Annotated in this window: 13 protein-coding genes; 5 read left to right on the top strand and 8 right to left on the bottom strand. The window is 47.1% G+C overall.

What is annotated here, in order from left to right:
- Positions 1 to 2: 2 nt before the first annotated feature.
- The 4 genes from RIG68_RS27535 to RIG68_RS27520 form a co-directional block, all read right to left on the bottom strand.
- Positions 3 to 851, bottom strand: a complete 849-nt coding sequence (locus RIG68_RS27535) for an ankyrin repeat domain-containing protein (protein ID WP_350130080.1) — start codon at positions 849 to 851, stop codon at positions 3 to 5.
- The gene (locus RIG68_RS27530) at positions 844 to 1,389 is read right to left on the bottom strand and encodes a hypothetical protein (RefSeq protein ID WP_350130078.1); all 546 of its coding nucleotides are present in this window, start codon (positions 1,387 to 1,389) and stop codon (positions 844 to 846) included. Before RIG68_RS27530 ends, RIG68_RS27535 begins: the two co-directional genes overlap by 8 nt.
- On the bottom strand, positions 1,386 to 2,372 hold the full coding sequence (locus RIG68_RS27525; protein ID WP_350130076.1) for an SMP-30/gluconolactonase/LRE family protein: 987 nt from the start codon (positions 2,370 to 2,372) through the stop codon (positions 1,386 to 1,388). The genes RIG68_RS27530 and RIG68_RS27525 overlap by 4 nt, the downstream gene beginning before the upstream one ends.
- Before the next feature lie 187 nt (positions 2,373 to 2,559).
- Positions 2,560 to 3,330, bottom strand: a complete 771-nt coding sequence (locus tag RIG68_RS27520) for a sialate O-acetylesterase (RefSeq protein ID WP_350130074.1) — start codon at positions 3,328 to 3,330, stop codon at positions 2,560 to 2,562.
- Between the two features lie 262 nt (positions 3,331 to 3,592).
- Between RIG68_RS27520 and RIG68_RS27515 the strand changes: the two genes are divergently transcribed.
- Complete coding sequence (locus tag RIG68_RS27515) at positions 3,593 to 5,122, top strand: SulP family inorganic anion transporter (RefSeq protein WP_350130072.1); 1,530 nt, start codon at positions 3,593 to 3,595, stop codon at positions 5,120 to 5,122.
- Between the two features lie 27 nt (positions 5,123 to 5,149).
- Here the strand turns inward: RIG68_RS27515 and RIG68_RS27510 are convergent, their stop codons facing one another.
- The 4 genes from RIG68_RS27510 to RIG68_RS27495 form a co-directional block, all read right to left on the bottom strand.
- Positions 5,150 to 6,232 (bottom strand): PAS domain-containing sensor histidine kinase, encoded by a 1,083-nt coding sequence (locus RIG68_RS27510; RefSeq protein WP_350130071.1) that lies wholly within the window; start codon positions 6,230 to 6,232, stop codon positions 5,150 to 5,152.
- Positions 6,233 to 6,258: 26 nt separating this feature from the next.
- Positions 6,259 to 8,733 (bottom strand): glycoside hydrolase family 9 protein, encoded by a 2,475-nt coding sequence (locus RIG68_RS27505; protein ID WP_350130069.1) that lies wholly within the window; start codon positions 8,731 to 8,733, stop codon positions 6,259 to 6,261.
- Between the two features lie 235 nt (positions 8,734 to 8,968).
- Positions 8,969 to 9,103 (bottom strand): hypothetical protein, encoded by a 135-nt coding sequence (locus RIG68_RS27500; protein ID WP_350130067.1) that lies wholly within the window; start codon positions 9,101 to 9,103, stop codon positions 8,969 to 8,971.
- Between the two features lie 12 nt (positions 9,104 to 9,115).
- Positions 9,116 to 10,576, bottom strand: a complete 1,461-nt coding sequence (locus tag RIG68_RS27495) for an NAD(P)/FAD-dependent oxidoreductase (protein ID WP_350130065.1) — start codon at positions 10,574 to 10,576, stop codon at positions 9,116 to 9,118.
- A 248-nt stretch (positions 10,577 to 10,824) separates the two neighbouring features.
- On the opposite strand from RIG68_RS27495, the gene RIG68_RS27490 reads away from it, so the two are divergent.
- The 4 genes from RIG68_RS27490 to RIG68_RS27475 all read left to right on the top strand — a co-directional run bounded on the left by RIG68_RS27490 (position 10,825) and on the right by RIG68_RS27475 (position 14,151).
- Positions 10,825 to 11,217 (top strand): DUF1801 domain-containing protein, encoded by a 393-nt coding sequence (locus RIG68_RS27490; RefSeq protein WP_350130063.1) that lies wholly within the window; start codon positions 10,825 to 10,827, stop codon positions 11,215 to 11,217.
- Positions 11,218 to 11,238: 21 nt separating this feature from the next.
- Positions 11,239 to 11,610 (top strand): VOC family protein, encoded by a 372-nt coding sequence (locus RIG68_RS27485; RefSeq protein ID WP_350130061.1) that lies wholly within the window; start codon positions 11,239 to 11,241, stop codon positions 11,608 to 11,610.
- A gap of 218 nt (positions 11,611 to 11,828) precedes the next feature.
- On the top strand, positions 11,829 to 12,374 hold the full coding sequence (locus RIG68_RS27480) for a pyridoxamine 5'-phosphate oxidase family protein (RefSeq protein WP_350130059.1): 546 nt from the start codon (positions 11,829 to 11,831) through the stop codon (positions 12,372 to 12,374).
- 154 nt (positions 12,375 to 12,528) lie between these two features.
- A complete protein-coding gene (locus RIG68_RS27475) occupies positions 12,529 to 14,151 on the top strand; it encodes a M28 family metallopeptidase (protein WP_350130057.1) in 1,623 nt (540 codons plus the stop codon).
- Positions 14,152 to 14,247: the final 96 nt, after the last annotated feature.

Raw genomic sequence — 14,247 nt, 5'->3', positions numbered from 1 at the left:
TGTTAAGAGATTTTGGTAGCTATAATAGAGCCGGCGGGTTCGCTAACAGTTAGAGACTTAACCTCATTATTTTCAAACTGGAATGATATTTTCACCGAAGGGGCTCCATTGTATATAAATTCATTGTCACCAGTTTGATAAAGGGCGCCACCAAATTGGCCAATGACTCCCAGCGAAAGCATCTTCCTCATATTTAGCTGTACTGAGAAGCCCTCCTCTTTAGCCTGACCGTATTTATAGTCACCTAAATATTTTGGTTTTTTCTCATCAGGGATATCCTCAAACTTTTGACCATTGGCATTGCCAAGCGATTCCAGGTAGTCGATAAGTTTTTTACAATTATCAACCTCCTGGGCTGTCATCGTTTTTTCCATTCTAAGTCCCGCCGAGGCGTGAGCGAGCAAGCTTATGCCGTGAGGCCCATAGGTTGTTTGAATCCCTGGCGTATAGTCAATCATACTTTTGACGGCCTCGTATGCTCCCAGTGTCGCATAGGTGAAGATATTGGGCCTGGCCCCTTTGCCTAGCAGATACTGTACAATATCACGTCTTCCCACGTGAGAAGCTGCGCCAATGGCAGACTCGAAATCTGCGAACCCCCAGTCAATCGTGGCCCTGGCAAGCTCTGGCCTTTGGTCGACCAATTCCTTCACTCTGTCTAAATCGGAATGCGATTTACCAACGACCTCTGAAACTAATTCATGCTCAATCGATGGGTATGATGCATGCGGCTTACCTGCGATTGACGGTGCTTCAAAAGCTGATGCAGCATGAGAGGTAAGGGGCAGGGACAAACCGATGATTCCCATTGCGGAACCTGTCAATACTTTTCTTCTTGAGATTTTATTCATGGCTTTGTGCTTTATTTTTAAGAATCCACTCAGAATGGCCTGCTTCTTCCCAGGCATCTTCTTCCTTAGCTTTATGATAGGTAACGGCCTTCATTTTACCTTCACCCTGGAAGTAATGGATATCACGGGTGAAATAAGATCTGCCGTCAGGAACTGTTGTTTTAAACTGGATGTCCAGGTGTTGTCCTTCAAGGGGAGTAATGAATCCTATGCTTTTTCCGCCCCACGCATTTCGCTGGACAAGAAAAATGTTATTGTTTGCCAGATCAACGAAGTTCCATACCTCCATTAGCTGGCTGGTGTCACCTGCATTGGTAATTCCATAAATATTTCCTGTTACCGACTCACTGTCTGCCCAATTTCTGAAAGACATAAAAAAGGTCTCAAAGTCTTCCGGACTCTTTGTGTTTTTTTCGTTGGTTGATACCCACACGCCGCCGACTACCTTATTCAACAGTTGTTTAAGAGTTGGCCCGTCCTGGGCGTTGGCCTGCCAGGTAAAGTGCATAGTCAATAGTAAGATGAAAGATGCCTTCATTTTAATTTGAGTTTTAGGATGGTTGGGTCGCTTAAAGGCTGGTCAATCGATCCATTCTCGTTGACCTTTTGAAATTGAGCATTTGCCACATAGTAAAATACATCACCCACCAGCACCCCCGTGGTAGGGTGATCCATCCTTGAATCATTCTCCTGAAGTATTTTTTCTCGTACGATAGCACCTTGAGGCACGCTTAAATCAAATTGAGTCACACGATTGAGGTCTGACTGAATCCCGATCAGCGAGTTTTTGTAGACATACAGACCATCGATGCTTTCACGATGGCTGACCTTAATGCTGGTTGCCACAGCCAGGTTTTCTACTTTTCCTGAGGCTAATGAGACCTTTGCAATACCCTCAGAATGAGCAACGAAAAGCGTTTTTCCATCATCGGAGATGTCCATCCCGTTCGGATATTTTATGAGTTCACTTTGAACGTATGGTTCCAATTGATCCTTGTCTCGACCTATTTTGTAGACGGCCTGATCATTGAACATATGACTTGCATACACATCTCCATTTTCATGAATGACCAGGTCGTTGAAAAAATGAACCGCTCCATTCTCCTCCAAAGTATACTTTTTGATGAGCTCGCCAGAGCTAAGGTTAACTCTGAAGATTCCAGCCGGACGGCCCTCTTTGTCGTCCTGCTTATCGTATCCAATAAGGTTTGTACCTCCCGAACTACAGAACCACAATTCATTTCTCTTTGGGTCAATCTTGATCCCAATGACCATCCACTGCCCAAATTGCCCGCCTTCTACAAAAGTGGATTGAGAGCCATCCTTCTCTATTTTGATAATTTTTCCTCGGCGGGTGCTGCCAACATAAAACACGTCCGTGCCAGGGTCGTAAGCAATACTCTCAGGTAGAAGATCATTTTCAGGAATGGTAAAGGCCACCGAACCAGCATTGTCCTGGGCAAAAAGCCCAAAGGAAATTATTGTCCCTATGAAACCAGTCAGGAGTAACGTCTTTCTCATCACTAGAATTTTCTTGATTTTACGGCTTTTGAGAACTAGAGCTTGAAAGACTATCCCTATCAGTTACTTCCTTATCCGAACAAGAAAAAATTTTATGCAAAAACCTGCGTCGGCTAGTTGAAAAACCCAGAGTATAGTGTTTTAGAAACGGTCAAGTCAACACCTTAGGGAAAGATTAGCGCCTCATTCAATCATTCCCCCAATATGCCTCTGCAAAGCGCTTCCCAATTTCCCTTTGCCCGGCGGAATTGAAATGCACGGTGTCTCCTTTGTGGATCAAATCCTGGGTGCCAATCACCGACACATTTTGGTCGGTGGCGGCATATTCACGGATCGCCGTATTCACCATTTGCCAATAATCGTTGTTATTAGAATAGCTTCCCAGCTCTCCCATCAGCACTGGCAATGAGTCGTTTTGCACAATAGACCGGAAAGTGGCCAACAACTGAGGGATTTTGCTCGGATAGGCTTCTATTGACCTTTCGTTGGCGTCGCTTTCTCCCTGGTGCCACAGTATCGCTTTGATCTCTCCATGCTGCTTTCCAATCGCTACCTTTTCTTTGAAGTTAGAAAGTAGCTTCACATTTCGATAAAGCGAATCACCCAGCCATTGCGACATGGAACTGCCACCGACGGCAGTCGGAATAATCATGATGGTGACGTTGTCTGGTACCTTTGGTAGCAGGGTCTTGGCAAACGCCAAGCCGCAGTCAAGACCTACCCTGCTTGGTTCGTAAAAATGCAGTGGCTCTTTGGCTTTGATTACCTTCCCAAGAGAGTCAATAGTAAGTATTCTTGGATTGGTTACCGTATCCTGGGGCTCAACTATACCACGCCCTGCCATATTCGACTGCCCTGCCATGATGAAAACCCAGGTTTGGGGTTTTTGGCTCTGACAGGCAGGTAAGATGGTGATAACGCAGACAAAAAGGAGTAGCCTCAGGTGGGTAACATTCATGGTTGCTCGGTTGTGTTAGACGAAGGTTCAATATACGAAAAGCGCCTGTTCTACACCGACAAGGCTGTGGACAAATGGTAAGCGAGCGATTTTCTTGGTCAATGATTCGAATGAAAAGGATTATCCCTACCTTTGCAGTCCGAAAATGATAGAGGGCAAACCTACTACCTGCTTAACGCCCAGCCATAAATTCCTAATACAATATATTGATTTCATCCCTGGGTGACTATTTCCCGGGTGAGAAGCCATTTACCAAACTTTAATGAAGAAGTATTTTAACCTATTCGACCTCTCCCAAAAGGTCAATTACAAAACTGAAGTTTTATCAGGTCTTACAGTAGCCATGGCTCTTGTGCCAGAGGCAGTGGCTTTTGCTTTAATAGCCGGGTTGTCTCCTCTCACAGGGCTTTACGCAGCATTTGTCATGGGCCTGATTACGTCCATTTTCGGTGGAAGGCCCGGTATGATTTCCGGGGCTACAGGAGCCGTTGCGGTAGTGATTGTTTCGCTGGTGGTGTCGCATGGGGTAGAATACGTTTTTGCCACTGTGATCCTCGCTGGTATTATTCAGCTAGCGGCTGGTTTTCTGCGCCTGGGAAAATTCATGCGCCTGGTGCCACACCCGGTTATTTTTGGTTTTGTGAACGGCCTGGCCATTATCATTTTCATGTCGCAGCTTGATCAGTTTAAAGATGCCTCAGGCCATTGGCTGACCGGCCCATCTTTGTATATTCTGTTAGGTTTTGTGCTGTTAACCATGCTGATCATTTGGGGCTTGCCGAAAATTACAAAGGCTATTCCCGCAGCACTTACGGCTATCCTCGTGGTCTTTGGTATCGTGGCCATCTTTGGTATTGATACTAAAACGGTGGGTGACATAGCCTCTATACAAGGCGGTTTTCCTCCGTTTCACTTGCCCTCGGTTCCCTTTACACTCGAAACGCTGACCATCATTTTTCCCTATGCTGCCATAGTGGCCGGGGTGGGGCTGATCGAAAGCCTCCTTACGCTCAACATCGTTGATGAAATTACCGAAACAAGGGGACGGGGTAACAAAGAGGCGGTAGCTCAGGGCACGGCCAACATCCTGTCGGGTTTGTTTTCTGGCATGGGAGGCTGTGCCATGATTGGCCAAAGCCTTATCAACGTTTCTTCAGGTGCCAGGGCCCGGTTGTCGGGCATTGTGGCTGCCGTGATGCTTTTGGTATTCATCATGTTTGGTGCCGGTCTGGTGGAGAGGCTCCCTATGGCGGCTCTTACCGGTTTGATGATCATGGTGTCAATCGGCACATTTGAGTGGGCCAGTTTGAGAACATTCAATAAAATGCCTAAGTCCGACATCTTCGTGATGGTAATGGTGACGCTCGTGACTGTGTTTCTGCACAATCTCGCCTTGGCGGTGTTGGTTGGTGTCATTATCGCCGCATTGGTCTTTGCCTGGGATAACGCTAAAAGGATCAGAGCAAGAAAAAGCATCGATGCGAATGGCGTAAAACACTATGAAATATATGGGCCACTTTTTTTCGGCTCGGTGTCTGCGTTCAATGAAAAATTTGATGTATCCAATGACCCTGACGAGGTCATTATCGACTTTGCGGAGAGCCGGGTGGTAGACATGTCAGCCATAGAAGCTTTGAATAAGATCACAGAACGTTACCAGAAGGTAGGTAAGAAACTTCACCTGAAACACTTAAGCCCCGACTGCAAACAACTGCTGCAAAATGCTGATCAGCTTATCGATGTGAATGTGATGGAGGATCCCACCTACAAAGTGGCCGTGGATACCATTTGAGATGGAGGCGAAGTGATTGCTACCATTTCACTCGTTGAATGAAATGGTAAACTTAGTCCCCTTATTGACCTCACTTTCGACTTCGATGTTTCCGCCAAGGCTGGTTACATGGCTGTGAACCAAGTAAAGGCCTATGCCTTTACTGTCGCTATGGTTATGAAAACGCTGGTGAAGCCCGAATATCTTTCCTTTTACCTTGTTCATGTCAAACCCAAGCCCGTTGTCTGAAAAGACAAGTTGGTTTGTGTTGTGCGATCTGGTAGTCGAAATAGAGATTACCGGTACCACATCAAGTCTCCGGTACTTGATCGAATTGGTGATCAGGTTCAGGAACACGCTCTCCAGATAGGCCCTGTTGAATTTGATATGTGTTACTTCCGAAAAGTCGATTTCAAACTGAACATTGACATTTTTCGCCAAAGAATTGATAGAATTGACTACGGTACTCAACACTTCCTTCAGGTCAAGTTTTTCGATGGGTGCAGTCTGGCTCTCTTTTTGGCTGAGTATGTTCAGGTAGTCATTCAGCGTTTGATTGAGATTTTCAGTAGCGGCTTTAAGGATAGGAATTAGCTCAAGTGCGACTTTGCTTTGAATATTTGAGTTGTCCAGCAATTCAACTATTGTAAGGAGATTGTTGACGGGGGATCTTAAGTCATGCGAGGTAGTATAATTTAGCTGCTTCAGGTCTTTGTTTGCCTCAGCCAGGTCGGCCAGCAATGCTTCTCTTCCTTCTTCAATCCTTTTTTTGTGGGTAATATTTTTTGCAATGGCATATACCAACTGTTCCGAGTCATAGGGCATAGAATTCCATGAAAGCCAAACTACTTCCCCGCCTTTGGTCACATATCGATTCTCGAAATCCAGCAGGGGCACATTTCTTATGAGGGAGTCCCGATGGACTTTGGTAAGATGTTTGTCTTCTTGGTAGATGAAATCACTGATAGGCTTTTGCAGCAGTTCCTCCTGGCTGTAGCCTAGCAGCTTGCACACGGCAGGGTTCACTCTTTTGAAATAACCGTCGTAGCCAGCAACACAAAGTAAATAGGGTGATAATTCAAAAAAGGGATCTAACTTAAATTTTTGAGCTGTGTTCAGTTCCTTATCCATATTTTGGATCATCATCTCCTGAAATACTATTGATTTTTATAAAGATTTTCAACGGCCATTACCAAAAACATATAATTGGTAGACCCTCCTCCCATTACGTACTCTGTTTGCTGCCAAAAGAAAGGCCATACTTTCAACTCTGGCAGGTCAGGTCGAATCAGGGCCGTGCCGGAGGCCACTCCTCCCGGAATAAATGACCAGTCGGCTCGGTTCACGCCATAAGCAACCGTCACCGATTTGGATCCAACGCCAGAGGCAAAAGACGAGGTGTTGATGCCCGGATGAACGCCCAGCACAAAGTTCAATGAATTGATGAAGAACTCGGGAGTACACAATTCAGGCCAACCTTTGTAGAAGAAATACTGCTCGACTCCAAACCGCTGGATATTCCACCCTGCCCCCCAAATATTGGGTTTGTAAGGTACCCCATACGGTGAGTCGGCTTTTTGCTCGACCTTCAGTTTCGTTTGGTATTCCCCAACAGCCTGGCTAACCGCTTTTAGAAATTTCTTGTCCTTGATGGTCGGCAGCGCATGGCCAACGGCCCATCCGCTGCGGGCAATATCTTTCACAACACCTTCTTGCATGGAAACCAGCGCTTTGCTGTATTTCTCGTCTTGGGTAGCGAGCAAGAGTTCTGACAAGGCAACTATTTTTGCGCTTTCCACTCTCGGGCCGGAAGCAGCACTTTCATATAGCATGCGAGCTGCTTTCAGGGCTTCTTCCGCCAACGCCGGATTGCTTTGTTTCAGCACCCTCGAAGCTGCCGCCAATCCACTGGCCACATAAAGTTCTCTGCGGGGGTTTTCTTCTGTAAACACCCACCGGTCATCCATAACAGCCGATTCCGTCGCAGTTCTTTCACCACTACCCAGTGAGGCATTGTACACCAGGTTGTCCGTCATAGCAGTGGCATCTCCCAGCATCACATATTGCCTCAGGGTAGGGCAAATAATGCCACGGTAGAGCCTGCCCAGCGAACGATAACCTCCCAGTACACTTTCCAGACCATGCTCAATCTGCTGCAAAGCATCGGAAGTACCATCGGGCTGGTGGATTTCCACGATCCTGGTTTCCTGGTCAATCATGGTGGCGTCGTAGTCGAGACCAAACTCTTCAATCATCAGGGCCAGGTTCCAAAGCGTGCCTATTTGTGATTCCACCCGCAGGTCGAAGTCGCCGGCATCGTGCCAGCCGCCTTTGTTAATGCCCGGGACTGGTTGCAGCGGCTCGAATTTGGTCAATGTGGAAGGGCCTTGTATGTAACCGTCGAAATGGTTGGTGTCGACGGGTGCCATCAGCGCATCGTCGAGGTGGCAGTAGTCGTGCCAAACCCTGTATTTTTCGTTCACCCGCATGTGGCACATTTGCACTGGCAGGAAGTACTCCAACACGGGCTGCCAGGCATGGCGTTCATAGGTGTCTGCCCCAATCTTGAAAGCATTGGTTTCAATATCACCATAACTGGCAACATACATGCCCGGCTCTTTGATGTCTGAAAAGTCGAAGGTCAGGTATTTGTAGCGAAGAAAATTCCCCCAGGCTGTTGGTTTACCCGACTTCACAGACTGCCTGCCGTTTTCGGTGAGTTTGAAAAGTGTAAGGTCTGCTATCGTATTGTCTTTTGGATCAAGTTCAATGACTGCCTGCTTGGGCTGGTTGGGGTGGTAGCCAAGCTGCGACACCTGCACCACCGGTTTGTACCGCCAGTTGGGAACCACATTGGGTGTAATTGTCCATTGCAAAGCATTTTGGGAGGAGCCCGCCGGTATGGTTTCTCTTATTATGAACCAGCCGTTGTTATGATTGGCCCGGCCATCCCTTAGCTCCAGCGTGCCTGAATTGGAAGTGAAAGTGATGCGTTGCAGATCAGCTTCAGGGGCCACCACAAGTTTTTTGCCCGAAGCCAACACATTGGTGACATTCTCACCACCTTCTTCGGCCACCGGCCCGTTGGGCTGCTGAGGAAAGATGCCCGTCTGCTGATCGAGTATCCACGATTTGCCAAAAAGGTCGCCTGGAAACAGCTCGAAATTAAAGCCTACTTTGCCAATCCACTCAGCGGGCAGGGGCTCGTCGAGGTGTACCACCACGCTGAAGGTATTTCCCTGCAAGGCTTTCACCTCCACACTGTAGGCAAAGGTTAGGTCGGGGTACAAAATAGGATTGAATCCCTTGCGATTTTTACTGCTATCAGGGTACCAAAGTCTTTGGGAAATAGTGCCTGCTTGCTTGTCGATGTTTAGCTCGCCTCCTTTGGGCACGGGAGACCATTGTCCCGGCGATGCTTCGAGGCGTAGATCGCCATTGGCAGCCACCCGGTTGCCATGTTGGATAATAGTGACGCCTGTTTGGTGGCCATCGGGGTAAATGTCGCTAAAGACAGTAACATTAAGGCCTTGCATGTCGAAGTAGCCTTGCTCGTTAATTTGAAGTTGCTGCTGGGCAAAAGAAACGGAAGTGAAAAGTGTAAGGAAGAATAGTAAGCTTGTTCTAAGCATGGAGCGTTATGAGTTGTAAAACAAATACTAAAGAGTAAAGAATTCACTTTGAGTATTTATGTATCTGGAGATAAAAGTAGGGAAATAAGAAGGAATGCAGCAACCCTTTATATGTAACTACATTTAATATTTTGAAAATTTATCGATTCAGGGATTTAACATCGTTTTTGGGCGTGACCTGACACCTGACTTACCATAGAGAACCACGCTCACCATTTGTAGGTCACAGACGATGCTAGCCCTTTCTCGTTCCACCATGGCCCAAAGCCACAATTCTGATGATTTTGATATTCAACCAGAGGTATTTGAAAAACTGAATGAATGGATTTTGCATCCGGGTTTTTTCCGATTTTGTTATTCTCCGTGTCATGACTTTGTCTGTTTATTCAGGTATCAACCACCAAAAAGGCCTCATTTTAGCTTTGTACAGGAAGGCATAGTGCAGCGTTAACTTAACCCAATGGCCTGCCAGCCCTATGTCACCAAACGTTTTCTGAACATCTCTTCCTCCAGTTTCGCCGTATTTTTTGTAATCGGGAACAATAGGAAACGTGGTGATACTGATACCCATGCCTTGCGTGGCACCATAGCCAGCAGAGGCGATGCAGGCAGCACCCATATTGCCCATTGAGCCTTTGTGAGGCAGGGTAATTTTCCCGTTGTTCACTGATTCAATGATATTGTCGGCCACCAACTTAGCGGTGATGCCCGAAGGCATGCCTGTTCTTGGAGGTGCCGGGAAAATGTCCGTACCGTTTTTGCTTTTCCTTGGTTTGGAGATGGTGTGAGGAGGAGCAAAGGCGATACCTGGCGCAAAAACATTGGGGTAAGAAGGATTCTGGTAAGTTTCCGGCCAGTCCTGTACTGTCCACTCCTCGTAGGGCCTGGGAGTGTAATCGGCATCCACGATCATGAAGCCTTTGAAAAGCTTGTCGGTGATGTCGCTTCCCGCTTTGTCGTAAGCTTTGAAGCCATGACCAGAAAACGCCGGGATCAGCATGGCGAAGTCAAACTCTTCGGTTTTATACTCCCCGTCAAGGTTTTCGTAATGCGCTTTGCCGTCTTCCACTTTGGTGACGCCCGCCCCTGTGATCCAGCGAATGCCTCTGTCTCTGAACACCATTTCCAACATGTCGCTCGACTTCATCACGTCCTTGCCATAGCTCAGCAGCATGCCGTCGATGCCGAAGTCGCCAAGGGCGTATTCGTTCGAAATCCAGGTGACGTCCACCCTGTCTCTAACACCAAACTTGACAAGCTCCTTCTCCACGTTGAGTATGTATTCAAAAGCAGCGCCCTGACAGGTAGCTTTGGCATGGCCGGTCCCGATCAGGATTTTGGCTCTTTCATCAGAGGTTTTCAGCTTCTCGATGAGTGCTCTCAAACCCTCCCAGGCATGCTCTGCATGGTCGTACGTACAAACCGAATAGGCTTTATTGGTGCCGGGGACGAGCCCCTCCGTCATCTCGAAGGCCAGCTTAGGCCCGGTGGCATTGATGAGGTAGTCGTAGGTGACTCTTTCCTGCTGTCCTTTTTTGTCTACAGAAGTGTATTCAACTTTTACAAAAGGCATGCTTTCCTCAGCGTCGCCTTCCGGGTGAAAGGTGACTACTTTGGCTTGCTTGAAGCCTATGCCTTTCTTTTTGTAAAGCGGCGTCAGAGGAAATACAGTGTCTTTGCGGGTCATCCGGCCAATACCCACCCAGATGTTGGAAGGAATCCACTGGTAGTTGCTGTTGGGGGAAACGACCAACACCTCATGCTTCTTTGAGAGCTTGCGCCGCAGGTGCGATGCGGCAGTGTGGCCGGAAATACCGGCGCCAAGTACAACGATCTTTGCCATGTCGGGTATGTTTTACCTAAATGTCGGCAGGGGAGAGAAGGAAGTATGTGACTGTTGTTACACTGCTGGTCGTTTGTTTTTGCTGATCGTTATATTGGATAGCTGCTGTCCTGACCTTGATCCTTGATCTTGGAATTGCTGTTGTTAAGAGATATGTTTATGTAAAGAAGGGGCTCAAAAAAATCCCTTGTTGTATGCTGTGCATCCAGGAAGAAGACGAATGCTCGCCTGATCGAATTTTTGAAAGTATGAATGCAGGGATAAAATCGTATAACGAAAGCCAAGCGGCAGCTGACAAGGAAATCTGCGACTTGCTTGCCACCACAATCGACAGCGTTTTGATTGAGGCCGAAAACAAAATCTGGCATGCCCATCCTGTTTGGTTTTTGGAAGGCAATCCGATTGTGGGGTACAGCAAGCAAAAGAAGGGGATGCGCCTGATGTTTTGGAGTGGAGCTGATTTTGAAGAAGAGGATTTAGCTGTTAGAGGTGAGAAGTTCAAAGACGCTTCTATTTTTTACAATTCTGCTGAAGAAATTGACGTGACTAAATTGCAGCAATGGCTCGGAAAGTCAAGAGAAACTCAGTGGGACTATAAAAACATTGTCAAGCGAAAAGGTAAGCTGGAGCGGTTGAGGTGATAACTTGAAAATTTTAATAATATGAAACTAGGTGCATTCTCAGTTAGTCTTAGTGTCAAGGACCTAAAGGCTTCAAAACAGTTTTATGAAAAACTCGGATTTACCGTCTTGGGAGGCGGTATGGATAAAAACTACCTCATCATGAAAAATGAGAATGCACTGATCGGGCTGTTTCAGGGCATGTTTGAAGGCAATATTATGACATTTAACCCAGGTTGGGACGAAAATGGAAAAGACATAGCAAGCTTCGATGACATTAGAGAAATTCAGCAACACCTGAAAGGTGAGGGCATTGAAACGGGGAAGGAAATTGACCCCAAAACGTCCGGCCCGGCCAGCATGATGATAACCGATCCCGATGGCAATGTGATTTTGATTGACCAGCATCGGTAGTGCATTGCCCATGTTGCGGAAAACAATTCAGAGGTGAAAGCTAGTACGGCGCCTGAACGCCTGGGGGTTTCTCCTAAGTTCTCTAGGGTGTCTCGATCCACGAGGTAGGACGTCCTCACCCTAAAACGACCCAGCTTCAGCCCAGAAATTTCCCAGAAATCGATACCTTCATAACCAGATAGAAGGGAGCATGTGCTTGCGGCAATAATTAGAAGAGAATGGGAAAGAGATTAGATGCTATCACGCCTGAATTGAAAGCATTCATTGAGGATCAAAAAATATTTTTTGTGGGAACGGCGGCAGATGATGGCAGGGTAAACATCTCACCCAAAGGCACTGACGCCTTTCGGGTGCTGGATGGTAATAAAATTATTTGGCTCAACTTGACAGGCAGTGGAAACGAAACCGCAGCTCATCTAATAAAGAATGATCGAATGACCGTGATGTTCTGCGCATTTGAAGGGAAACCGATGATTTTGAGACTTTATGGAACTGCCAAAATCTATCACAAGCGAGATAGTGAATTTCAGGGATATATTGGCCGGTTTCCTGAAAACACAGGCTCCAGACAAATCATCGAAATGCATGTCGATTTGGTGCAAACATCCTGCGGGTTTGCCGTGCCCTATATGGATTTCAAAGAGGAGCGTACCATTTTGAACGACTGGTCGGCAAAGCAAGGGACTGAGGGAATTGAAGACTACTGGAAGAATCGAAACACGGAGAGTATTGATGGATTTGAGACAGGGATACTTACCGATTAACACCACTGCTCCACTGGATTTGTAATTGCTAAGCGAGAAACCCGAAGGCATATCGTAGGATCTCTGATCTGGTTTTTCTAGTTAGTGAGCCGTCCCACGATAATTCTCTACTTTTACCTCCAAACCTTTAAAACCAAACATGAACCTGATCAAAATGAAAAAGCACATATCCTTAGCACTACTAGCGGCGCTCGCAGCCTGTAGCCCTGAAACAAAACAAGACGCCAACCCAGCCACAGTAGAGCAATCCACCATCGGTCAGCACATCGGTCAGCTGGCCTCAGATGAATTTCTGGGAAGGATGCCTTTTACCGAAGGAGAAACCAAAACCGTCAATTATCTGAAAGACGAGTTTGCCAAGCTCGGCTTGCAGTCGGGCAATGGCGATAGCTATTTTCAGGACGTGCCCATGGTGGAAATCACAGGCACGCCTTCAGAAAAAATGGTTATTAGCGGCCAGGGTAAAACTATGGAGCTGGGCTTTATGAATGATTTTGTGGCACTCACACTTAGGCCCACCCCCGAGGTAAGCCTGGAAAATTCAGAGCTGGTATTTGCTGGCTACGGCATTGTGGCACCCGAGTATGGCTGGAACGACTACGAGGGCATCGACTGGGCAGGCAAAACGGCCGTTGTGCTGGTCAACGATCCTGGGTTCAAGTCGGGAGATTCGACTTTTTTCAAAGGCGATGAAATGACCTATTATGGCCGCTGGACCTACAAATACGAAGAAGCAGGTCGACAAGGTGCTGCAGGAGTGATCATTATCCATGAAACCGAGAAGGCCTCTTACGGCTGGAATGTGATACAGTCGGGCTGGACAGGCCCACAGCTTAACCTGGAGAGCGACCGGCCAGTGGCCGATGTGCAGGCATGGATTTCCACCAAGGCAGCCGACGAACTATTTGCCGCCACCAACCTGGAGAACAAAGACTACAACCAAATGGCCAGAACAAAAGGCTTCAAGCCTGTTCCGCTGGGTTTCACGGCTTCAGTGAAGGTCACTAACAGCATCAAAAGAGACATGTCGAAAAACGTGGTCGCACTGCTGCCAGGCACTGACCAAAAGGATGAGTACATCATCTATTCTGGCCACTGGGACCATTTTGGTGTAGGTCGCCCCATCGATGGCGATTCTATTTATAATGGCGCCGTCGACAATGCCTCGGGAACTGCTTGTTTGCTGGCCATTGCTGAGGCATTCAAAAAAGAGGCTCCTGCGAAGAGGTCGATTGTGTTCATAGCCGTGACTGGTGAAGAACAGGGCTTACTTGGATCTGCTTATTACTCTGAGCATCCCATTTATGATCCGGAGAAGACGGTGGCCAATATCAATATGGATGCCCTTTCCAGCCCCGGGCGGATGAAAGACCTGACCATTACCGGTTTCGGGCATTCCGAAATGGATGAGTACGCAACTGCCGCCGCTGAAAAGCAAGGGCGCTATGTGATCCCGGATCCCAATAAAGAAAAAGGCTACTTTTTCCGCTCCGACCACTTCAATTTTGCCAAAATAGGGATTCCAGCCTTGTATGCATCGGGCACTTATGAAGGTTTTGACTATAGCATAGAACAGATCAAAGAAATGGCTGACCACTATGAGACCTACCTATACCACCAGCCAACAGATGAGTATGATCCAGCAACGACCAATTTGACTGGCGTGCAATTTGATGCCCAGCTGATGTATGAGGTAGGGCTGAAGCTGGCGAACGAAGACTACTTCCCTAAGTGGTATGAGGGAAGTGAGTTCAAGGCTGCGAGGAAGAGAGAATAGTGGTAATGTTGTCGTTGTCAAAATTTTGTTAAAAAATTATAAAGACAAAGCCAGCAATTGTAAATAAATTTCAAATAAATATAAAAAGACCCCATT

This window comes from Imperialibacter sp. (assembly GCF_040222385.1).
Lineage (GTDB): Bacteria > Bacteroidota > Bacteroidia > Cytophagales > Cyclobacteriaceae > Imperialibacter.
The sequence above is the reverse complement of the archived record's forward strand: the minus strand, read 5'-3'. Positions and strand labels throughout refer to the sequence as shown.